Raw genomic sequence first — 20,017 nt, 5'->3', positions numbered from 1 at the left:
TTCGCAGGTGGCTCTCGTCAGAGACGACGCTATCGAGAGCCCGGGCCCGGTGTCCGGACGGGTCAGCGCGCGAAGCGGAACGCCGCCGGCCGGGGCGCCCTGGTGATCCGCCGGTAGACCGTCGTCGGGGCCGGCCAGTTGTTGGTCACCCGGCCCGCCGCGTTCTTGTACCAGCTCGTGCAGCCCGCCCCCCACACCATGGAGCCCATCGCCCGATCCAGGCTCCGCCGCCACGCCTCCATCGCCTCGGGCCTGACCTCCATCGGTCCCCTCCGCGAGAGGTACGGCAGGCAGCGCATGACGTATCCGACCTGACACTCGATCATGAAGACGATCGAGTTGTGGCCGAGGTTGGTGTTGGGCCCGTAGAGCAGGAACAGGTTCGGGAAGTGCGGCACCGCGATGCCGAGGTAGGCCTCCGCCCCGTCCTTCCACTCCTCGCCGAGACGGCGCCCCTGACGACCGGTGATCTCGACGGGCGCCAGGAAGTCGGTGCTCTGGAACCCGGTGGCGTAGACGATCACGTCCGCCTCGCGGAGGCCGGTGGCGGTCTCGACGCCCGCTGGGGCGATCCGGGTGATCGGTTCGGTGACGAGATCCACGTTGGCGCGGGTCAGCGCGGGATAGAAGCTGCTGTCGATGATGACCCGCTTGCAGCCGACCGGGTAGCCGGGAGTCAGCCTGGCCCGCAGTTGCGGGTCCGGGACCTGGTCACGCAGGTGTTCCAGGGCGCGTCTGCGCAGCACCCCGGCACTCCATCCGCCCGCGAGGGCCCGGTAGAGGGCGCCCTCGGCGTACCGGTAGATCCACTCGCGGTAGCCCCGCTGCAGGAACGGCACATGGCGGAAGGCCGTCCTTGTGGCCTCGCCGAAGACGGCGTCCGGCTTGGGGATGACCCAGTTGGGGGTGCGCTGGAAGACGTCCACGTGCCCGGCGACCTCGGCCACCCGGGGGATGAGCTGCGCCGCCGACGACCCGTTCCCGATCACCGCCACCCGCCTGCCGGTCAGGTCCTGGGAGTGGTCCCAGCGGGCGGAGTGGAAGGCCGCGCCCCCGAAGGACGGCATCCCCGGGATGTCGGGCAGCCGGGGGCGGTTGAGCTGGCCGACCCCTGACACCACCACGTCGAAGAGCTGCTCACCGGCCGCCGTGCGCACCCGCCACCTGCCCAGCGACTCGTCGAAGGCGGCGGCCGTGACCTCGGTGTTCAGCCGGATACGCGGGCGCAGTCCGTACTTGTCGGCGCACATCTCCAGGTAGTCGAGGATCTCCGGCTGCCCGGGGTAGCGGCGGGTCCAGCTGGCGTATCTCTCGAAGGAGAAGGAGTACAGGTGCGAGGGGATGTCGCATCCGGCCCCGGGATAGGTGTTGTCCCGCCAGGTGCCGCCGACGCCGGGCCCTTTCTCGAAGATCGTGTAGGAGCGGATCCCCGCCCGCTCCAGCCGGATGGCCATGCACAGCCCGCCGAACCCGGCACCGATGATCGCGATATTCGGACTCATACGCCAGCCCTTCGAGGGTCGGGATCCACTTACATTAGGCGATCCGCCTGCGTTCGGACATAGGCCGGTAGTCTGCGCACGTGCCTACTCTTGCCGACGTCGTCCGAGAGCTCGAATCGACCTACGACCCCCGATGGGCGGAGTCGTGGGACGCGGTCGGACTCGTCTGCGGAGACCCCTCCTCGGAGGTGCGCAGGGTCCTGTTCGCGGTGGACCCGGTGGCGGCCGTCGCGGAGGAGGCCCTCCGCTGGGACGCCGACCTGATCGTCACCCATCACCCGCTCTACCTGCGCGGCACCACGAGCGTCGCCGCCACCACCTTCAAGGGCCGTCTCGTCCACACACTGATCAAGAACGACGTCGGCCTCTTCACCGCCCACACCAACGCCGACGTCGCCGACCCCGGAGTCTCCGACGCGCTCGCCCGCGCCGTGGGCCTGACCGGCCCGCTCACGCCTCTGCTGCCCTCGGCGGACGACCCCCGGCGCGGCCTCGGCCGCGTCGGCTCGCTGCCCGCCCCGCTCTCCCTGCGCGAGTTCGCCCGCCGGGCCGCCCGGGGGCTTCCGGGTACGGCGGGCGGCCTGCGGGTCGCCGGGGACCTCGACTGCGAGGTCCGGCGGGTCGCGGTGAGCGGGGGATCGGGAGACTCCCTCCTCGGCACGGCCCGCGCCGCCGGAGTGGACGTCTTCCTCACCGCGGACCTGCGCCACCATCCGGCGAGTGAGTTCATGGAGGCCCCCGACGGCCCCGCGCTGATCGACGCCGCCCACTGGGCCACCGAATGGCCCTGGCTGGCCGAGGCGGCACGCCGGCTGACGTCCGGATTGGCCGGGAAGGGGATTACTGTTGAGACGCGCGTATCCGAGACGGTCACGGACGCCTGGAAGACAACAGCAGAGTGCGAGGATTTGAAGTGAAAGCAGCCCCGGCAGCCCAGAAGCGTCTGCTCGACCTGGCCGAACTCGACTCCGTCATCGACCGGCTGGCCCATCGTCGCCGCACCCTGCCCGAGCTGGCCGAGATCGACGAGATCTCCGCCCGCGTGGCGAGGCTCGCGACTCAGGTGATCTCGGCCGAGACCGAGGCGGGCGACCTTGCCCGCGAGCAGTCCAAGGCGGAGGCGGACGTCGACTCGGTCCGCATCCGCGCCGAGCGCGACCAGAAGCGCCTCGACTCCGGCCAGGTCTCCTCCCCGAAGGACCTGGCCAGCCTCCAGTCCGAGATCGCCTCCCTGAACCGCCGCCAGGGCGACCTGGAGGAGGTCGTGCTGGAGATCATGGAGCGCCGGGAGTCGGCCGACGCGCAGGTCACCAAGACCGTCGCTGAGCGCGACGGGCTCGCCGCCGCCCGCGGCGTCTCCGAGGACCGCAGAGACGCCGCCTTCGCCGAGATCGACAAGGAGAGCGCCGAGGTCAGGGGCAAGCGCGCGGAGGTCGTCACCGACATCCCCGCCGACCTGCTGGCCCTCTACGAGAAGCTCCGGGACCAGTTCGGGGTGGGCGCCGCGATGCTGCAGGGGGGCCGCTGCCTCGGCTGCCGCACCAGCCTGTCCATCGCCGAGATCAACCGCATCAAGGCCGCCTCCCACGACGAGGTGATCCGCTGCGAGGAATGCCGCCGCATCCTGGTCCGCACCGCAGAGTCAGGCCTGTGACCTCCTTCGTCATCGAGGCCGACGGCGGGTCCCGGGGCAACCCCGGGCCCGCCGGCTACGGCGCGGTCGTCAAGGACGCCGCCGACGGCCAGGTGCTGGTCGAGACGGCCGAGGCGATCGGCGCCCAGACCAACAACGTCGCCGAGTACCGAGGGTTGATCGCGGGCCTGCAGTCGCTCCTCGCCCTCGCGGGCGACGGCGCGGTCGTCGAGGTCCGGATGGACTCCAAGCTGGTCATCGAGCAGATGGCCGGCCGCTGGAAGATCAAGAACGAGGGGCTGCGCCCGCTCGCGCTGGAGGCGGGCGCCCTGGCCCGGCGTCTCAGGGTCACCTGGCAGTGGATCCCCCGGGAGAAGAACAAGGACGCCGACCGGCTGGCCAACGAGGCCATGGACGCCGCCGCCAAGGGCCGCCCCTGGCAGCCCAGCGGTTCCGCGGGCACGGGTTCCGCGCGTCCTGGTTCCGCAGGCCTCGGTTCCGCGCGCACCGGTTCCGCGGGCACCGGTTCCCCGCTCGCCGGCCCCTCCGGGGCGCGGGAGTTCGACCTCCCCGGCGCCTCGGACGCCGATGCCCCCAGCCGTCCGGCCCCGGCGCCCGCCCCGCTCCCCGCTGTCGCCGCGCAGGACTCCCTTCTCGACCTCATCGACTCCGATGCCGTCTCACCGGGGCAGGACGTCCCCTCGGGCCAGGGGACGGCGGTGCCCGGGACCGCCGGCACCGGCTGGCGCGCGCCCACGACCGTGGCGACCTCGCTGCTCCTGCTCCGGCACGGCGAGACCCCGCTCTCGGTCGAGCGCAGGTTCTCCGGGCTCGGCGACCCGGAGCTCACCCCCAACGGCATCGCCCAGGCGGAAGCCGCCGCGGCCAGGCTGTCGCGCGAGCCGTACGGCATCCAGGTGGTCGTCAGCTCACCGCTCAAGCGTGCCCGCGCCACCGCCGAGATCGTCGCCGCCCGGCTCGGGCTGGAGGTGGTCGTCGAAGAGGGGCTCAGGGAGGCCGACTTCGGCGACTGGGAGGGCCACACGTTCACCGAGATCCAGCGCCGCTGGCCGGACGCGCTCGCCGCGTGGCTGGCGGACCCGTCCGCCGCGCCGCCGGGTGGGGAGAGTTTTGGGGTGGCGGCGCGGCGGGTCCAGGCGACCGGGGACCGGCTGGTCGAGCGTTACGAGGGCAGGACGGTCCTCGCCGTCTCCCACGTCACGCCGATCAAGATGCTGCTCCAGTCAGCGCTGCTGGCTCCCCTCGCCGCGCTGTACCGCATGCATCTCGATCTGGCAGCCCTGTCCCTGATCGAGTATTACGCCGATGGGCCGGCGGTGGTCAAGGCGTTCAACGACACCTCGCACCTGCGCTGAATCGGCACTTTCCCACCGGCGATCCGTGTGCTCGCGGGGGGTGGCACGCCCCCCGTCCCCCGCGCCGCACGGAGCCCGCCCGGCCTGGTGATCGGTCGTGCTCTCATCGGTCGTCCCCCCGGGCGCTCGTGCCCCCTGGGGCCGTGTGATCCCCATTCCACCGGAGGTGACTTGCCGCTCGGTTGGAGACCACTTGGGAGCCGATAGGCTTGCAGGCACGGCGGACGAGCCGGCCGGGCGGCCGCGTCGGGTCTCTTCGGAGGCCCGCCGAGGAAGGTCCGGGCTCCACAGGGCAGGGTGGTCGGTAACGCCGACCCGGGGCGACCCGCGGGACAGTGCCACAGAGAACAGACCGCCTCTCGCGAGAGAGGTAAGGGTGAAACGGTGGTGTAAGAGACCACCAGCGCCCACGGTGACGTGGGCGGCTAGGTAAACCCCACCCGGAGCAAGGTCAAGAAGGGACGCTCCCCGGAGCGTCCCGCGCGCGACGTTTGAGGGCTGCCCGCCCGAGTCGCGCGGGTAGACCGCTTGAGGCCGCCGGCAACGACGGCCCTAGATGGATGGTCGCCCCTTCACGCAAGTGAAGGACAAAACCCGGCCTACAGGCCGACTCGTCCGCCCCATCCGCATCTGACCTGCGGCGGAGCCTTGTAAGAGGATCGCCGGAGGCGGCCCCCGCCGAGACCGGGTAGTGGACTGCCGGCGCTGCGCGGCGGGGCCTGAGGCCGTGAGGGGTTGGCGTACTCCCGGCCACCGGATGACACATCAGATGAGCTTGTCGCCGTGATGATCGGCGAGGCGGGTGAGCAGGTCGACCAGGGTCCGCCGGTCGGCCGCGGGCAGCGGGGCGAGGAACTCGTCTTGGGCGGCGGCGACCAGCCGGTCGAGGCGGGTGAGTTGCCCTCGGCCTGCCGCGGTGATGGTGATGATGTTGCGTCGGCGGTCTTCCGGGTCGGGTGCGCGCTCGAGGAGTTGCCGTTCGACGAGGTCGTTGACGATAGCCACCATGTCGCTGCGGTCGATGCGGGTGCGGCGACCGAGGGCGGCCTGGCTGCCCGGGCCGTACTCCTCCAGCGTGGCGAGCAGTTTGTAGTGGTAGCGCCGGACGCCGGCTTGGGCCAGCGCTTGATCCACGATCCGGTTGGCGGTCAGTGCTGCCTGGTTGGTCAACCTGCTCGGCAGCGTGCGCAGCCGCTGCGGCAGCGTTCCCTCTGCGGTGTCCACAGGGGCAATCTAGCAAGTTGTTGGCCGCACCCACGATTCTGTGTATTGTTGGTCGAGCCAACGTTGGCCAGGCCAACATTTTTGCTGTGTAGAGGTGTGATCTCTCATGGGCACAGCCACCATCAAGGCGCCAGGCAGCGTGCCGCCATCACGTCGCCGGATGGCGCTCGGCACCGTGGCCACCGGCCAGACCTCGACCTTCAACCACGACGCAAGGAGTTTTCGTTGAGTACCGACGTCGGTACGGCGGCCGCACCGCGGGCGACCCGAAGGGAATGGCTGGGGCTGGCGATCCTCGCGCTTCCCGCCATGCTCATCGCCGTGGACCTGACCGTGCTGCACCTGGCGCTGCCCGCCCCCGTTGCCGAGGCGGCCGAGGACACTCTCGCCGCCGCCGTCAATGTCGCCCGCGAGCTACCGGCCGCCCAGGGCTCCGGGCTGGTGTCGGTGGCCCGTGAGGCCTTTGTGTACGGCCTGCAGACGACCGCGATCGTTGGTGCGGTGCTCGCCGTGCTGCTGGCCACCGTGGCCGCGACCCTTGCTGCGCAAGGCCCGGATGCCGGGCCCGCCTCCGCCTGCGGAGGCGGGCGACGCGGCGAAGTCCTTCGAGAAGGCGGATAAGTGACATGCTGGAAAGGCAGATAACCGACATGCTGGAGACGGACTCCGCGGCCGACGCGCTCCGGACCCCCACGGGGGTCTGGACCGGCCGGGTGCACCACGACGACCGGACCGGCTCCTTCACCGTCTCGTTCGCGCCCGACGGCACCGTCGCGTTGCGCACTCCCCGCAGCGTGGGCACCGGGGTCTGGAGCGCAGGCCGGCCCGGCCGGTTCTCCTACGAGCTCACCGAGACTCTCACTCCGGCCGCCGGCCGATCGGGCCGCGCGCAGATCCATGTCGAGGCTCACCTCGAGGGGGCCGTATATCGCGGGATCGGCACCATCAGGGGGGAGACCCCCGGCGGCGTGCTGGTGCGCACCGTCACCCCGGCAGAGTTCAGCGCCGACCGTCTCGCCGGCGGGCAGGCGGCCTGGCACGACGTGGTGAGCCTGGCGGCGCCGATCCGGGGGCGCACGCTCTACCCCGGTGACGAGGGCTTCGAGGAGGCCTGCTCCGGCTGGTTGCTGACGGTCGAGCACCGGCCCGCGGCGGTCGTGGTCGCCGCCGGCGCCGATGACGTGGCCGCCGCCGTCCGGTTCGCGGCGGAGACAGGACGTCCGGTCGCGGTGCAGTCGACCGGGCACGGAAAGTCGGTGCCTGCGGATGGAGCCGTGTTCATCGCCACCGGGGAGCTGCGCGAGCTGTCGGTGGACCCGCGTGCCGGCACCGCAAGGATCGGAGCCGGGCTGCGGTGGGATGAGGTGCTCGCCGCAGCGGCCGAGCACGGCCTCGCGCCGCTGTGCGGCTCCTCCGGCCAGGTCGGGGTGATGGGCTACCTGACCGGCGGCGGGCTCCCGCTGGCCTGCCGCACGTACGGCTTCGCCGCCGACTACGTCCGCTCGCTCGACATCGTCACCGCCGACGGCCTGCTCCGCACCGTCTCGCCGGCCCAGGAGCCCGACCTGTTCTGGGCGGTGCGGGGCGGCAAGAGCAACTTCGGTGTCGTGGTCGCGGCCGAGATCGAGCTGCTGCCGCTGCGCACCGTCTACGGTGGTGAGCTTCACTACCCGGGGGAGGACCCCGGGCACGCGGCCCACGTGCTCGGCTCCTACCTGGCCTGGGTAAAGGAGCAGCCGGAGGAGATGTCGTCCTCGGTGACGCTGCTGCGCCTGCCTGACGTGCCGCAGTTGCCCGAGGAGTTCCGTGGCCGTTCGTTCGTGCAGTTCCGGGTGGTCTACACGGGGGACGAGGAGCAGGGCGCGCGGCTGATGGAGCCGTTGCGTGCGCTCGGCCCGGAGAAGGACACCTGCGGCGCCATGCCGTACACGCAGATCACCGAGATCTACCAGGATCCCAAGAACCCGGTCATGGTGCACCTGCGCAGCGCGTTGTTGCACGAACTGGACGACGAGGCCGTGGAGGAGCTGGTCTCGTTCATCGACCCGTCGACGCCCGAGGGCACGTTCCCCGGCATCGAGCTACGTCATCTGGGCGGGGCGCTGAACCGGCCGCCCGGCCGCTCGCACGCGGTCAGCACCCAGGGCGCGGCCTTCCACCTGTGGATGCGGATGCCGGCTCCGGCCAGGCGGGCCGCCGACGAGGTGCTGGAGCGGCTCCGGCGGTGGGACACCGGCGCCATGCTTCCGGGGTTCCTGTTCGACCACGACTCGGCTCCCGAGCGGGTCAGGCGGGCCTACACCGAGGCGGACTACCGGCGGCTGGCCGCGCTGAAGGCGGAGTACGACCCGGACCACCTTTTCCGCGTCAACCACACCATCCCGCCGGTCAGTAACGGTGAGCGCACCCGATCCTGACGGCGCAGGACATCAGGTGAGGATCGACATGTAATTCCCGGCAGAGATGTCGTCGGCGGTGATCGAGCCCGCCGAATTCGCCGGGGCGCAGGCCGTACAGGCTGACGCTGAGCGCCGGATGCGCCCCGACGTGACGGCAGGCGGTGGTGGCGTGGCCTGAGGCCGACCCATCCGCGCGGCGCCGTACCGGGGGGAAGGTCAAAAGCGCAGCGAGGGTGAGTGGAGTGGCCGGGGGCCGCTTTTCCGAGCGGCGCCGTACGGGGTGGAAGGTCAAAAGCGCAGCGAAGGACGGGTGGGGTGGCCGGGGGCGGTGATCAGGAGGGGCCGGTCGATGGGCGGAGGGGAAGGCCTGGTGAGGGGGCCGACGGTGGACCGGGCGAGGCAGAGCGGGCGCCGATGAGCCCTGGGAGCGGCAGTGATCAAGGAAAACCCCCGCACCGCCTCCCCGGCCCGCGCAGCGGGGAGCACTCCGTACGGCGCCGCACGAAAGGGCGGCCCCAGGCCACCCCACCCACCCCTCGCCGCGCTTTTGACCTTCCACCCCGGTACGGCGCCGCACAGATGGACGCTCCCTGAGCCGGAGCGGAGGTGAGCGGGCACCGCCACCCTCGTCCGCCATCGGCGGAACCCGTACAGCACGTCCGTGGACGCAACCGGAGAAGGCGTCCGCGCCGCGAAAGTCGCCGGCGTGGATGACAGGTCCTTGAGGGCGACGCGGAGGCGCAAGGGGGGCACATCCGGGGCGCTTGCGCCTGGCGGATCACGGAGACGTCCACAGGTCCGGCTCGGTTCACCGAGGCAACCGGTTCGGTTGGCGGGGGACCTGGAGCCGCTCTGTCGCGGCAGGGTGGTCCGAACGCCGGTGGCGTCGAGCGCCACGGAGGCGTAGTCTCGAATCGAATAGACGTTCGATAGTGCGGAAGGTTCGGTCTCGCTGGGATTCCGCTCGGGCAATTGTCCGCTTCCGGCCATCTCCTGTTTGCGGAAGGCGATCGGAGATCGCCGCTTTCCCGTGGGGCCCAAAAAGAACCCGGACGATGGAGCAGGGAGACATGAAAGACGAATTCTTCCCGACCGGTTCTGTTTCCCATGATGACCCTGCGGTCGAATGGGCCATGGGGACGATTGATGGCCTACGGCCCTCCGAACAGAGGGAACTCGTGCGCAGTTCCTACCGTGCGGCTCTGTCCTTCGAGCGGACAGGGGACGTTGACCACCTTGTTAATTTCGCGAAGAATCTCCTCGCGACCGTTCATTTGCGCGGCATTCCCGCCTATGCGGAAGCGTTGAAAAGCGCCTCCCGAGGCACTCGCGGATCGGGCGAGACGCTGAAGGTTGAAGAGGTGCTCAACCGACTCATGGAGTAACCATGGCGGAGCTGCGGCTCCAAGAGGAAAGCGAACGAGTGCTTGCGGAATGGTGGGAATCGACCAGGCCCAGGGAAGGTGATCGCCAACTCGTCTGCGAGGTCCTGCGCACGGTCCTCGGCGGGACCTGGAGCGGCAGGTGGTACTGGACGCAGGACCTGGCTGATGATCAGCCTTGTTTTCCTGTCGTGACGATCCAGCCGCGGGAGAGATTGATGGTACTGGTGCGCTTCTGGCCGGCTGACGACCCCCCCGAGCTTGAGCTGATCAGCATCTTCGAAGCCGACCCCTGTCAGAACCACCGGATCGCCCGAGGGTGAGAAAGCTCCCCGGAATCTCCCCGGAGTCTCTCCGGACGTCCTCCAGCCGAGGAGTTCGCCGACCGTCTCTCCCCGGGGAACGGAACCCCATTCAAGGCGCCACCGCCGAAGTCGAACTCATCGAACGCCGGATGTACGGCCGAGCCGGCTTCCCGCTGGTCCGTCGGAGAGTCCTGCTCGCGCAGCCGGGGTGCGGACGGAATACGGGAAAGACGGGCCATCCTCCGCGTCGGCTGCTCGAACGCGTGGGGACCTGCCCCGGCCGAAAATACGATGCGATGTGACCCCGGCTGAAATAGCGTCGGCGCCTATGACCCCTCCTCGCGATCGCCCTCCCTACGTAGCCGACGAGCGGACCCAGCTTGTCGGCTGGCTCGACATGCAGCGCGCGATCATCCACTGGAAATGCGAAGGGTTGTCCGACGCGGACGCCCACCGACCCGTCCTTCCGGCCTCACCTCTCATGACGATGGCGGGTGTCGTCTCCCACCTGCGGTGGACCGAGCACTGCTGGTTCGAGGTCCTCTTCCTGGGGCGGCCGGCCACGGGGCCTCAATTCGAAGGCGAGCATGACGATGCCGACATGATGGTCGAAGGCGTCCCTCTCGCCCAGCTCCTGGAGGAGTACGACCGGCAGTGTGCGGTGTCGAACGAGATCATCGCGGCCCATTCGCTGGACGATGTGGGCCGGCATCCGGACTTCCGTTCCGCTGCCGCGACCCTGCGGTGGATGGTGATCCACATGGTCGAGGAGACCGCCCGGCACGCCGGTCACGTGGATGCCATCCGGGAGCTTCTCGACGGGGAGAAGGGCTACTACTGACTGCCGGCCGCGAGCGCCGGAGCCTGACCGGCCCCTCGCGCCGCTCGCCGGGGACTCGTAATCAGCCGACGCGCAGCCGGGGACTCGTGTATCCGCCGATGCACGGCTGATACACGCCCAAGCCGTCATGGAGACATGGCGGCTACAGGATGGGCGCGGCAGGTTGTTGTAGTGTCCCTAGCGATTCGTACACCTACTTTGGGAAGAAATGTCTGGTTCGGGCGGCGGGGGCACACCCTCGCTACTCCTCGTCGAGGACGACGAGGTGATCCGCAGGACGGTCGCGATGACCCTGGAGCGGTACGGCTACGAAGTGTCTGTGGCCGGCGACGGCCTGACCGGGCTGGAGCTCTTCCGTGACGGGCGGCACGACCTGCTGCTGCTCGACGTGATGCTGCCCGCACTGGACGGCATCGGGCTGTGCCGGAGGGTACGGGAGTCGAGCGTGGTGCCGATCCTGATGATGTCGGCCCGGGGCGACTCGCCCGACGTGGTGTCGGGGCTGGAGGCGGGTGCCGACGACTACGTCGTGAAGCCCGTCGACACGGCGGTACTGGTGGCGCGGATCCGCTCGCTGCTGCGCCGCGCGGCGTTCGCCCCGCCCGCGCCCCCCGCCGAGCAGCCCTCGGAGCCGGCCGGCGCCTCCCTGGTCTTCGGGGACCTGAGCATCGACCCGCAGGGCCTCGAGGTGCGCCGGGCCGGCGAGCCGGTCGCACTGGCACCCACCGAGCTACGGCTCCTGCTGGAGTTCGCCGCCAACCCGGGGATCGTGCTCGACCGGCAGACGCTGCTGCGCGACGTCTGGGACTACGGCTGGGACGGGGACAGCCGGGTCGTCGACCTGTGCGTGCAACGGCTGCGCAAGAAGATCGGCGCCGACCGGATCGAGACGGTCCGCGGTTTCGGCTACAAGCTGCTGCGATGAGATGAGCCGCCTCGCTCCGGCACGCCACCTGCTGAACTGGCGGTCCCTGCACTGGAAGATCGCCGCGCTGACCGCCGCCGCGGCGTGCGCGGTCACGGCGGTGGTCGGGGTGCTCGTCCACCGGGCGACCTACGACTGGTCACTCACGATCGGCCAGCAGAAGGCCTACCGGGCCCTTGAGGACGCGACCGTCGCGTACGCCAGGACCGGCAGCAGGGGGGAGGCCCTCGCCGACCCCGACGAGATCCCTGCCCCGATGCTGGGGTCGCTGCGGCGGGGAGTGACTCTCACCTGGTACGACGACAGGAAGCCCGACCAGCCGTGGATGTGGGCGGCGCGGGTCGTCGACGGCGAGCCGCTGGCCGTACGGATGGAGATGGGCCCGGAGCGGCGCAGCCTCCAGGCGCTCGACCGGCACATCGTCATGGCCGCGCTGGCGGCCCTCGCCGTCGTCGTTCCGCTGGCCGCCCTGGCCGCCAGCCTGCCCACCCGGCGGCTACGGCGGGTCGCCCAAACAGCGCGCCGCATCTCCGAGGGCGAGCTGGACGCCAGAATCGGCATGGACGGCCGGCGGGGGGACGAGATCGCCGAGATCTCCGCGGCGGTCGACTCGATGGCCGGCTCGCTGCAGCGGTGGCTCCTCAACGAGCAGCGTTTCACCGCCGACGTCGCCCACGAGCTGCGCACCCCGGTGATGGGCCTGATGACCTCGGCCGAGCTGCTCCCGGACGGCGAGGTCACCGACCTGGTCCGCGACCGGGTGCGGGTGCTGCGGACCCTGGTGGAGTGCCTGCTGGAGATCTCCCGCCTCGACGCGGGCGCCGAGCGTGCCGACCGCGTGCCGGTGCCGCTCGGTGAGGTCGTCGAGGAGTCCGTACGGCGGACGGGGCTCCAGGCCGCGGTGACGGTGACCGGCGCGCCGGTCGTGGAGACCGACCCGCGCCGTCTCGACCGGATCATCGCCAACCTCGTCATCAACGCCCACCGGCACGGACGCTCTCCGGTGGAGGTCGCCGTGGACGGCACGACCGTCGTCGTACGCGATCACGGCCCCGGCTTCCCGGACGAGCTGCTGGCCCACGGGCCGCAGCGGTTCCGCACGGGAGCGGCCGAGCGCGGCCGGGGGTACGGCCTCGGCCTGGCCATCGCCCTCGGCCAGGCCGGGGTCATCGGCGCCGATCTCACACTCGCCAACGCCCCCGGCGGCGGCGCGGCCGCCGTCGTGTGCCTTCCCGAGCGTGCCCAGCGGGGCTGACGGCCGTATGTCTTCCCGAGCGTGCCCAGTGCGGCCGCCGTCGTGTGTCTTCCCGAGCGTGCCCAGCGGGGCTGACGGTCGTGTGCCTTCCCGCGAAGGAGGAGATCAAGGAGACGGCGCGCGAGCAGGCCCGGTGCCGGCGCGACCAGGGCTACGAGGTCGGCGACCCCGAGGACGGCGCCGCCCTCAGGGTGCCGCAGGACGTCAGGCCGGAGGACCTGCGGAAGTGCCTGCCCGGACGGACTCAGTGCACGGAGAACCCGCCGTCGACGAAGATCGACTGCCCGGTGACGTAACCGGAGGCGCGGCCGGCCAGGAACACCGCCGCACCGGCGAAGTCCTCGGCCAGACCGTTGCGTCCGACCATCGTGCGAGCGGCCAGCGCCGCCACCTTCTCGGGGTCGGATGACAGCCGTGCGTTGAGCGCCGTCATCACGAATCCCGGCACGAGCGTGTTGCAGGTGACGCCACTCGACGACCACGCCTCGGCCTGCGAGCGTGCCAGCGACTCCAGCCCTCCCTTGGAGACGCCGTAGACGCCGCTCTGGACGAACGCCCTGTGCGCCTGCTGGGAGCTGATGTGGATGATCCGCCCGTACCCCCGCTCCGCCATGCCGGGACCGAACCGCTGTCCCAGCAGGTAGGGCGCCTCCAGGTTCACTGCCATCGTGACGTCCCACACGTCCTCGTTCAGCTCGGCCATCGGCGGGCGCAGGTTGATCCCGGCGCTGTTCACGAGGATGTCGGGCTCCCCGAACGCCTCGACCGCCTTCTCGGCCGCCAGCCGCACCCCGTCGCGTGTGCTCAGGTCCGCGCTCACCCAAGCCGCACGGCAGCCGTGGGCCGCCAGCTCGTCAACCGTGGCGATCAGGTCCGCCTCCTTGCGCGCCACGACCACGACGCTCGCCCCCGCGCGCGCGAGGGCCCCGGCTATGGCGCGGCCGATGCCGGAACTCCCGCCGGTCACCACGGCGACCCGGTCGTCCAGAGAGAACAGTTCGGACAGGTAAGGCTGTGTGGTCATGGCCGCACACTCTAGAGGATCGATTCCGGGCCGGCCTGCAGCGGGACTGCACGCGTCCACGCCCCGGGCCCGAGATGTTCGCGAGGAGCCGCAGGAGCGCCGGTGACCGGGCGGAGCGGCAGCCGGACCGCTACCGGCGAGCTGTGACCCGGTCCTCGGCGTCCGCCCAGAGGTCGGCGGCGGGGCTGTCCCAGGTGTCGGAGGTCAGCGTGCCGCGGTCGCGGTAGGCGCGCATGATCTCGACGTGCAGCGGGTGCCGGACGAACGCCCGCAGGTCGCTCTCGGCCCGCCACACCGACACCGACCCGATGCGGCGGCGCGGCAGGTCGGCCCAGAGCCACACCCCGACCGCGCCCGCCAGCTCCGGCCACAGCCCGCCCAGCCGCCACCCCGTACGGCAGGCCCGCGGCAGGTCGGCGACCCGGTGCACGCGGAAGTCGGTGCGGCTGACCACGACCGGGCCGTCGCCGCGGGGTTCGGGACCGGGGATCCAGCGCGACCGGATCACGCGGCCAGCACCTTCGCGGCGTCGCGGATCTCGTCGCTGAACGACGTGGGCCGCAGCGTGGCGGGGTCGAGGTTGACGTTCACCCGGCGGCCCTCGGCATGCACGGTCTGGCCGTCGGATGACAGGACGCGGAAGCCGTAGACGCCGCTGGTGTTGCCCATGCGCTCCATCCAGAAGTGCACCAGTGGCTCGCCCGCGCCCATGATCGGCACGTGGTAGGTGATCTGGAACTCCCGGACCGCGAGGAAGACGTCCTTGAATCGGGAGCGGGCCGGGTCGAAGTGCCAGCCGAGCTCGGTCCAGAAGGCGCTGATGGCGCGTTCGACGAGCACGCCGTAGTGGGCGTTGTGCAGCAGGCCCATGGCGTCGAGGTCGTCGAAGTGCACCTGGACGGGACGGGTGTGGGACAAGGGTCAGTCCTCCGGGAGGATCGAAGGGTCGGTGGCGAGGACGCGGAGCCGGTCGAGGACCGCTCTGCGGGCGTGGCGGTAGGCGGCGTCGCTGTCGCGCAGCCGGGCGTGGGTGACGGCGGCCTCGCCCAGCGCCTCGATCTCGTAGGCGAGCTGGGCCGGATCGGCGGTCAGCTCGCCGAGGTCGACGGCCTCCTGGACCCGGTGTTCGAGGTAGCCGAGCCAGTCGCCCATGGCGGCGGCGACGCTGTCCCTGACCGGGCCGGGACGGTCGTCGAACTCGACCTGGGCGACGAAGAAGAAGCAGCCGCCGGGGAGCACGCCGTCCGCGTAGAAGGCGAGGCGGGACTCATGGAGGGCGAACAGCCGCCTGAGGCCTCTGGGGGCGGTGGCGGCAGGGGCGATCACCCGCTCGCTCCAGAGGCGGCGGGCCCGGTCGACGCAGTCGAGCTGGAGCTGCTCCTTGTCGCGCCAGTGGGCGAAGAACCCGGACTTGCTGACGCCGGCGGCCTCGGCCAGGCGGCTCAGGGTGAGGCCGCCGAGGCCGTCGACGGAGGCCAGGGCGACGGCTTGGTCGAGGATCGCTTCGCGGCTGCGCTGGCCGCGCAGTTTTCTCCCGTCTTGCATGGGGGAAAGCTAGCACACAATAAGACCGACCGGTCGTTTTTTTATTGGAGCGGCCGCTGCGGGGACGCGTTCCGGCGTGGAAGAGCGACCGGAGGCGTGGTCAGCGCTTCAGGTTCACGGTGCGGTCACCCCTGCCGGGGAACGACATGATCAGCAGATGCTGGGAGTCCTCGCGCTCGGAGACCCGACAGTGCAGGCGGATCCGGTAGTGGCCTTGCCCAGGCCGGCGAGGTCGGGAAGGGGCGCCGCCGCTCTGGCCGGCGAGCTCGATCCGGCCGGAGGAGGTGCCCAGCCCGAACTCGACCACCCGGTCCCAGCCCCCCGGTCTCCACCGGCGGGCACCCCGCCGTACCGGAAGACCGGGAGCCACTCGTAGATCACATGAACCGGAACCCGGTCGATCACCGCCGGGCCCGGGCAGGGCTGCCCCAACCGGAGATGATGAACCTGTCCGGGAGGAGGAACCGGCGGACGGCGATCCCGGATGCCGTGCGGGAGGCGGTCAGAGGGCGGGCGCGGCCGGGGGCGGTGTGCCGTCCGGACCCGGCGACAGGGGGCGCCCGTCGGCGGGCAGGTCCGGCCGGGCCTCGGCCGCCTGGCGCAGCGCGTCATCGGAGCTGGGATGGATCTCGAAGGCCTTGCGGAGGCCGGTGATCGTCAGCACGCGCGCCAGGGGCCCGTGAACGCCGGCGAGGACGAAACGGGTGCCCGTCGCCTCGCTGTGCTGCAGGGCCGAGACCAGCTCGCTCAGCCCGACCGAATCGCAGAAGGTGACCTCCGTCAGGTCCACGATGAGGAAGGGCCTGTCGGGCCCGTCCCAGATGCGGCGTAGCTGCTCCCGTAAGAGCGGGGCTGAATGGAACCCGAGCTCTCCGCCGACGCGGATCACAGCCGCGTTCTCGCGAAGGTCGCACGAGATGGTGAACGCCGAGCCATGCCCGGCCCCGAACAACATGATGAGCTCCTTACGCCTGCGGGTTTCAGGGCAGGCGTGTCCCTTCCTATCAGTGTTCGGATCTCCTCACGCACGCCGGAGAGCCGGCGGCGGTCTGGCCGGGCCCACCCCGCTTGCCGTACATGCCCGCCGCCACCACCGCCCGCCGGGTTCACGCGATGACGGGGAGGTCGTCGCGGGCCGTCGCTAGGATGAGCGTGGTCGCACCGGCCCTGATCATCAGCCTGCCGTACGGACCGGTGAGCGGCCGTGAAGGACTCGAGGAAGCGGGTGAGCGACGTGGACGTCCCGCGGGCCGCCACAGGCCGGCGATCGGCATCGGCGCGGCATCCTCGGCATCCCGCCCGTCCTGATTGGAGAGGTGTCCGGTGACCGCTGCCGTCCGATTCACCCTTGAGAGCGGTGCGCAGCAGGCCGTGACGCCGGTGCCCGTGATCGCCCTGTCCGGTGATCTCGACTTCACCAACGCCGAGCAGTTGCGCGCCGACATCCAGGCCGCCCTCACCCCGGACCATCGGGACCTGGTGCTGGACCTGACCGGGCTGGACTTCTGTGATTCCACCGGGATCAGGATCTTCCTGGCCATCCGTAAACTCCTGCAGGAGCGCGGCGGAGCCGTCGCCCTGACCGGCCTCAACTCCCGGCTCACCAGGATCTTCCGGCTGACCGGGCTCGTCCACGCCTTCACCGTCCAGCCCACCGCCGCCGACGCCGTCACCCTCCTGCGATCCCGCCCCTGACACGGCCGACGGGTGGCCGGCCACTGCGGCTCAGCGGGCGTCCAGCGACCGCAGCGCCTCGTGCAGGGTCTCGAAGACCGGGAGGTTGGCCGCCAGGCCCGTGATGCGCAGCAGCCGCGCCGGCTGCGGGGTCGGATCGGCGTAGGCGACGGCCCTGCCCTCGCCGGTCAGCCGCCGGCGCATCGCCAGCAGCGCGGCCAGCCCGGGGGAGTCGACGAAGGTGAGCCCGGACAGGTCCACCAGGGTCGCGGGCCGCGGGCCGCGGGCGAGATAGTCGTCCAGCCAGGCCTGCAACTGCGCCGCGGTGTTCACGTCCAGCTCCCCCTCGGGCCGCAGGACCAGCGTCGCGTTCTCGGACCTCACCGGCAGGCGCAGAGCATCGGTCATGGCGGAGCTCCTTCTCTTCCCACCCCCGCTTCCCCGAAAAAGGAGGGTCAATCGTCTCCGGCGGGAGGAGGCCGCAGACCTGGCTCCAGACGGCCTTTCCAGGAATCCCCCTCGGCCGGGGGGCCGGCGCGGGGCTCAGCCGGTGTCCCAGGACAGGGCGAGCGTGGTGTGCCGTTTACGGATGACCAGCCCGCCGACGGGCACGGCGCCGACATGGGCGTCGATGCGCAGTCCGTCCGTCATCGGACGTCCCGCCCTGTCCCATGCCCCGATGTGGGCGGCGAGTTCGGCGGCCAGCCTGGCCGCATCGGGTCCGAAGGCCCGCGCGACCAGGGTGTCGTACGCTTCCGACTCCAGCACGCAGAGGCTGTCGCCCTCGACGATGCCGATGACCATCTTGAAGCCTCGCAGATCGAGGGGGCCCGACGCCAGCCATCCGGGCTGTGTCTCCGACAGGGTGCACCAGCGGGGTTCACGCACCGCCAGCCACAGGCTCAGCCCGTCGACGAGCTGCGCGAGGCCGCTGTTCACCTCGGTGAACAGCTCGGTGGCCGGGCCGTCGAGCGCCGCCACAAGGTCGCCGATCTCGCCCCCCTCCGGCAGCGAGATCGTGAGGTCCGTTCCGGCGTCCAGCACCCGGGTCGTCTCCGGGCCGGCGGAGGGACCTCGCATCCGCATGAACCCGCAGGGCACCACCGAGCGGCTCCGCCAGTGCCCGCCCGCCCGCTCCAGGGCCACCGAGCGCTGCACCCCGTGCAGATCCAGCGGGGCGACGATGCGCCCGCCGGGGCCGAGCTGGTCCAGCCAGGCCGGGGCCAGATCCCACACCCCGACGGTGGCGATCACCCGGTCGTAGGGGGCCCGCAGCGCGAACCCCTCCGCGCCGTCCCCGCACACCACGATCACCTCGGGATACCCGGCCCTCTCCAGGTGGTCCCGGGCCCGTGCGACCAGGTCGGCGTCGATGTCGACGCTCACGACCTGGCCCTCCGGCCCCACCAGGCGGGACAGCAGCGCGGCGTTGTAGCCCGTCCCCGACCCGATCTCCAGCACCCGCTGGCCCGGCTCCACGCCGAGCTGGTCGAGCATCAGGGCCATCATCGCCGGCTGTGACGACGAGCTGATCGGCCGGCCCTCCGCGTCGCGCTTGGTCACGATGGCGTCGTCCTGGTACACGGCGTGCACCGGGACCTCCGGCAGGAACACGTGCCGGGGCACCGCCCGCAACGCGTCGGCCACGGCCTGGCTGATCCCGCGCTCGCACACCTGTGCGACCAGGTCCTCCCGCAGGTCATGCCACTCAGTCATCGCCTGCCTCCATGCCAGTCGCCCTCTTTTCCACGCCCCGATGCGGGTTCCCGCCCCTGGCAGAGCCGGGGAGACCGGAGGAGCGCCGGACCCGCCCGGGGAGGCGCCGGTCCGCCTCCCCTCACCCCCTCCCCGTCGCGGAAGGTCTACGGGGAGGGGGATCGTGCGCGTCCAAGCCGAGTCGGATGTCCGTGGAACCCTTTATGCCCACTCGGCGAGGATTTCGGCCTCCTTCTCGGGGTCGATGCCGTGCCGGCCGAAGGAGCGCTCCTCCACGGGGATCTCGCGCAGCCAGGCCCAGGTGTCGCGGATGGTCTCGGCGACGGGGCGGCAGCGCAGCCCCGCCGCGCGGGCCTTGGCGGACGACGGCAGCCAGACCCCGGCGAACTCCGGGTTCTGCGGGGCCCAGAGCGGCAGCTCGGTCCAGGGCTGGACCTCCCGGTCGAGCAGGAACCGGTCCTTCACCCAGACGAACTCCGCGTCCGAGCCGGTCACCGCGCGGCACTCGGCCAACCAGTCGCCGAAGGTGATGTTGCCCTGCACCCCGCTGGTGAAGAAGCGGTCGTTCACCCCGGCCTCCGCCTGGGTCAGGGTGAAGGCGGCGATGTCGCGGGCGTCGATGACCTGCATCGCCACGTCCGGACTGCCCGGGGCGAGCATCCGCCCGCCCCGGGCGATCCGGGTGAGCCACCAGGGCAGGCGGCCGACGTTCTCGTGCGGGCCGAGGATGAGGCCCGGTTCGATGATCAGGACGTTGCCGTCGAAGCCCTGCTCCACCGCGCGCTCGCAGCCCGCCTTGAGCGTGCCGTAGTCCCCGTCCTCGGGGCCGGCGTCCGGGGCGCACTCGAACCGGGGCGCGCTCTCGTCGACCGCCCCGGGCTCCGGCCAGCCGGAGCAGGCCGAGATGCTGGAGATGAAGGCGTAGGTGGCCGCCCTGCCGTTGAGCGCCCGCACCGACTCGCCGACGACGCGGGGGACGTAGCCGCAGATGTCGACGACCACGTCCCACTGCCTGCCGTCCGTGAGGCGCGCCAGATCCTCGACGGCCTCGCGGTCGCCCCTGACCGCCTCGACGCCGGGCAGGTCGGCACCGCTCCTGCCCCGGTTGAACGTCGTTACCTCATGCCCGCGCCGCAGTGCTTCCTCGACGATCGCCCGGCCGAGGAAGACCGAACCGCCGATGACCAGAGTTCTCATAGCGGCTCATTCTTTGGCC

The 20,017-nt window shown here is 71.3% G+C and carries 24 protein-coding genes and 1 other RNA gene; 14 read left to right on the top strand and 11 right to left on the bottom strand.

All coding sequences use genetic code 11. The annotated features are described in order from the left end of the window. Window positions 1-62: 62 nt before the first annotated feature. The gene (locus SROS_RS32915) at window positions 63-1,502 is read right to left on the bottom strand and encodes a flavin-containing monooxygenase (protein WP_012893256.1); all 1,440 of its coding nucleotides are present in this window, start codon (window positions 1,500-1,502) and stop codon (window positions 63-65) included. An 80-nt stretch (window positions 1,503-1,582) separates the two neighbouring features. On the opposite strand from SROS_RS32915, the gene SROS_RS32910 reads away from it, so the two are divergent. From SROS_RS32910 to rnpB, 4 genes are all read left to right on the top strand, one after another. Further along, a complete protein-coding gene (locus tag SROS_RS32910; RefSeq protein ID WP_012893255.1) occupies window positions 1,583-2,419 on the top strand; it encodes a Nif3-like dinuclear metal center hexameric protein in 837 nt (278 codons plus the stop codon). Further along, entirely contained in the window at window positions 2,416-3,156 is a 741-nt protein-coding gene (locus SROS_RS32905; RefSeq protein WP_012893254.1) for a zinc ribbon domain-containing protein, read from the top strand. Before SROS_RS32910 ends, SROS_RS32905 begins: the two co-directional genes overlap by 4 nt. Continuing rightward, complete coding sequence (locus SROS_RS32900; RefSeq protein WP_012893253.1) at window positions 3,153-4,511, top strand: bifunctional RNase H/acid phosphatase; 1,359 nt, start codon at window positions 3,153-3,155, stop codon at window positions 4,509-4,511. Before SROS_RS32905 ends, SROS_RS32900 begins: the two co-directional genes overlap by 4 nt. 225 nt (window positions 4,512-4,736) lie before the next feature. After that, window positions 4,737-5,129, top strand: an RNA gene (gene rnpB, locus SROS_RS46815) — RNase P RNA component class A. Window positions 5,130-5,276: 147 nt separating this feature from the next. On the opposite strand, the gene SROS_RS32895 is transcribed toward rnpB, so the two are convergent. Next, a complete protein-coding gene (locus tag SROS_RS32895) occupies window positions 5,277-5,735 on the bottom strand; it encodes a MarR family winged helix-turn-helix transcriptional regulator (protein WP_012893252.1) in 459 nt (152 codons plus the stop codon). Between the two features lie 106 nt (window positions 5,736-5,841). On the opposite strand from SROS_RS32895, the gene SROS_RS54035 reads away from it, so the two are divergent. The 9 genes from SROS_RS54035 (at window position 5,842) to SROS_RS32855 (ending at window position 13,138) form a co-directional block, all read left to right on the top strand. Beyond that, window positions 5,842-5,964 (top strand): hypothetical protein, encoded by a 123-nt coding sequence (locus SROS_RS54035; RefSeq protein WP_281047974.1) that lies wholly within the window; start codon window positions 5,842-5,844, stop codon window positions 5,962-5,964. Further along, on the top strand, window positions 5,961-6,356 hold the full coding sequence (locus tag SROS_RS32890) for a hypothetical protein (RefSeq protein WP_012893251.1): 396 nt from the start codon (window positions 5,961-5,963) through the stop codon (window positions 6,354-6,356). The genes SROS_RS54035 and SROS_RS32890 overlap by 4 nt, the downstream gene beginning before the upstream one ends. Window positions 6,357-6,361: 5 nt before the next feature. Further along, a complete protein-coding gene (locus SROS_RS32885; RefSeq protein WP_012893250.1) occupies window positions 6,362-8,152 on the top strand; it encodes an FAD-binding oxidoreductase in 1,791 nt (596 codons plus the stop codon). 1,052 nt (window positions 8,153-9,204) lie between these two features. Beyond that, window positions 9,205-9,519 (top strand): hypothetical protein, encoded by a 315-nt coding sequence (locus tag SROS_RS32880; protein ID WP_012893249.1) that lies wholly within the window; start codon window positions 9,205-9,207, stop codon window positions 9,517-9,519. A 2-nt stretch (window positions 9,520-9,521) separates the two neighbouring features. Further along, entirely contained in the window at window positions 9,522-9,839 is a 318-nt protein-coding gene (locus tag SROS_RS32875; RefSeq protein ID WP_012893248.1) for a hypothetical protein, read from the top strand. A gap of 310 nt (window positions 9,840-10,149) precedes the next feature. Continuing rightward, window positions 10,150-10,662, top strand: coding sequence for a DinB family protein (locus SROS_RS32870; protein ID WP_012893247.1), 513 nt, complete (start codon window positions 10,150-10,152; stop codon window positions 10,660-10,662). 208 nt (window positions 10,663-10,870) lie between these two features. Continuing rightward, window positions 10,871-11,587, top strand: a complete 717-nt coding sequence (gene cseB / locus SROS_RS32865) for a two-component system response regulator CseB (RefSeq protein ID WP_012893246.1) — start codon at window positions 10,871-10,873, stop codon at window positions 11,585-11,587. Window position 11,588: 1 nt separating this feature from the next. Beyond that, complete coding sequence (locus SROS_RS32860; protein WP_012893245.1) at window positions 11,589-12,842, top strand: sensor histidine kinase; 1,254 nt, start codon at window positions 11,589-11,591, stop codon at window positions 12,840-12,842. An 80-nt stretch (window positions 12,843-12,922) separates the two neighbouring features. Continuing rightward, entirely contained in the window at window positions 12,923-13,138 is a 216-nt protein-coding gene (locus SROS_RS32855; RefSeq protein WP_012893244.1) for a hypothetical protein, read from the top strand. On the opposite strand, the gene SROS_RS32850 is transcribed toward SROS_RS32855, so the two are convergent. The 6 genes from SROS_RS32850 to SROS_RS32825 form a co-directional block, all read right to left on the bottom strand. After that, the gene (locus tag SROS_RS32850; protein WP_012893243.1) at window positions 13,087-13,866 is read right to left on the bottom strand and encodes an SDR family NAD(P)-dependent oxidoreductase; all 780 of its coding nucleotides are present in this window, start codon (window positions 13,864-13,866) and stop codon (window positions 13,087-13,089) included. The two genes, SROS_RS32855 and SROS_RS32850, sit on opposite strands and share 52 nt — an antisense overlap. A gap of 130 nt (window positions 13,867-13,996) precedes the next feature. Continuing rightward, window positions 13,997-14,374, bottom strand: a complete 378-nt coding sequence (locus tag SROS_RS48855; protein WP_012893242.1) for a hypothetical protein — start codon at window positions 14,372-14,374, stop codon at window positions 13,997-13,999. After that, entirely contained in the window at window positions 14,371-14,784 is a 414-nt protein-coding gene (locus tag SROS_RS32840; protein WP_012893241.1) for an acyl-CoA thioesterase, read from the bottom strand. Before SROS_RS32840 ends, SROS_RS48855 begins: the two co-directional genes overlap by 4 nt. 3 nt (window positions 14,785-14,787) lie before the next feature. Next, window positions 14,788-15,411, bottom strand: a complete 624-nt coding sequence (locus SROS_RS32835; RefSeq protein ID WP_012893240.1) for a TetR/AcrR family transcriptional regulator — start codon at window positions 15,409-15,411, stop codon at window positions 14,788-14,790. Between the two features lie 100 nt (window positions 15,412-15,511). Next, complete coding sequence (locus SROS_RS32830) at window positions 15,512-15,781, bottom strand: hypothetical protein (protein ID WP_148269279.1); 270 nt, start codon at window positions 15,779-15,781, stop codon at window positions 15,512-15,514. A gap of 132 nt (window positions 15,782-15,913) precedes the next feature. After that, the gene (locus tag SROS_RS32825; protein WP_012893238.1) at window positions 15,914-16,366 is read right to left on the bottom strand and encodes an STAS domain-containing protein; all 453 of its coding nucleotides are present in this window, start codon (window positions 16,364-16,366) and stop codon (window positions 15,914-15,916) included. A gap of 368 nt (window positions 16,367-16,734) precedes the next feature. On the opposite strand from SROS_RS32825, the gene SROS_RS32820 reads away from it, so the two are divergent. Then, window positions 16,735-17,106, top strand: coding sequence for an STAS domain-containing protein (locus tag SROS_RS32820; protein WP_012893237.1), 372 nt, complete (start codon window positions 16,735-16,737; stop codon window positions 17,104-17,106). A 30-nt stretch (window positions 17,107-17,136) separates the two neighbouring features. Here the strand turns inward: SROS_RS32820 and SROS_RS32815 are convergent, their stop codons facing one another. From SROS_RS32815 to SROS_RS32805, 3 genes are all read right to left on the bottom strand, one after another. Then, complete coding sequence (locus SROS_RS32815) at window positions 17,137-17,493, bottom strand: STAS domain-containing protein (protein WP_012893236.1); 357 nt, start codon at window positions 17,491-17,493, stop codon at window positions 17,137-17,139. Between the two features lie 135 nt (window positions 17,494-17,628). Continuing rightward, a complete protein-coding gene (fxlM, locus tag SROS_RS32810; RefSeq protein WP_012893235.1) occupies window positions 17,629-18,801 on the bottom strand; it encodes a methyltransferase, FxLD system in 1,173 nt (390 codons plus the stop codon). Between the two features lie 201 nt (window positions 18,802-19,002). Then, entirely contained in the window at window positions 19,003-19,998 is a 996-nt protein-coding gene (locus tag SROS_RS32805) for an NAD-dependent epimerase/dehydratase family protein (protein ID WP_012893234.1), read from the bottom strand. Window positions 19,999-20,017: the final 19 nt, after the last annotated feature.

Origin of the sequence: Streptosporangium roseum DSM 43021, from assembly GCF_000024865.1 — a bacterium.
Taxonomy (GTDB): Bacteria; Actinomycetota; Actinomycetes; order Streptosporangiales; family Streptosporangiaceae; genus Streptosporangium; species Streptosporangium roseum.
The sequence above is the reverse complement of the archived record's forward strand: the minus strand, read 5'-3'. Positions and strand labels throughout refer to the sequence as shown.

Coding starts and splice junctions, on each gene's coding strand:
- SROS_RS32870 (WP_012893247.1), top strand. CDS start 10,150: ATGACCCCTCCTCGCGATCGCCCTCCCTACGTAGCCGACGAGCGGACC.
- fxlM (WP_012893235.1), bottom strand. CDS start 18,801: ATGACTGAGTGGCATGACCTGCGGGAGGACCTGGTCGCACAGGTGTGC.
- SROS_RS32875 (WP_012893248.1), top strand. CDS start 9,522: ATGGCGGAGCTGCGGCTCCAAGAGGAAAGCGAACGAGTGCTTGCGGAA.
- SROS_RS32805 (WP_012893234.1), bottom strand. CDS start 19,998: ATGAGAACTCTGGTCATCGGCGGTTCGGTCTTCCTCGGCCGGGCGATC.
- SROS_RS32815 (WP_012893236.1), bottom strand. CDS start 17,493: ATGACCGATGCTCTGCGCCTGCCGGTGAGGTCCGAGAACGCGACGCTG.
- SROS_RS32860 (WP_012893245.1), top strand. CDS start 11,589: ATGAGCCGCCTCGCTCCGGCACGCCACCTGCTGAACTGGCGGTCCCTG.
- SROS_RS32835 (WP_012893240.1), bottom strand. CDS start 15,411: ATGCAAGACGGGAGAAAACTGCGCGGCCAGCGCAGCCGCGAAGCGATC.
- SROS_RS54035 (WP_281047974.1), top strand. CDS start 5,842: ATGGGCACAGCCACCATCAAGGCGCCAGGCAGCGTGCCGCCATCACGT.
- SROS_RS32915 (WP_012893256.1), bottom strand. CDS start 1,502: ATGAGTCCGAATATCGCGATCATCGGTGCCGGGTTCGGCGGGCTGTGC.
- cseB (WP_012893246.1), top strand. CDS start 10,871: ATGTCTGGTTCGGGCGGCGGGGGCACACCCTCGCTACTCCTCGTCGAG.
- SROS_RS32850 (WP_012893243.1), bottom strand. CDS start 13,866: ATGACCACACAGCCTTACCTGTCCGAACTGTTCTCTCTGGACGACCGG.
- SROS_RS32885 (WP_012893250.1), top strand. CDS start 6,362: ATGCTGGAAAGGCAGATAACCGACATGCTGGAGACGGACTCCGCGGCC.
- SROS_RS32825 (WP_012893238.1), bottom strand. CDS start 16,366: ATGTTGTTCGGGGCCGGGCATGGCTCGGCGTTCACCATCTCGTGCGAC.
- SROS_RS32880 (WP_012893249.1), top strand. CDS start 9,205: ATGAAAGACGAATTCTTCCCGACCGGTTCTGTTTCCCATGATGACCCT.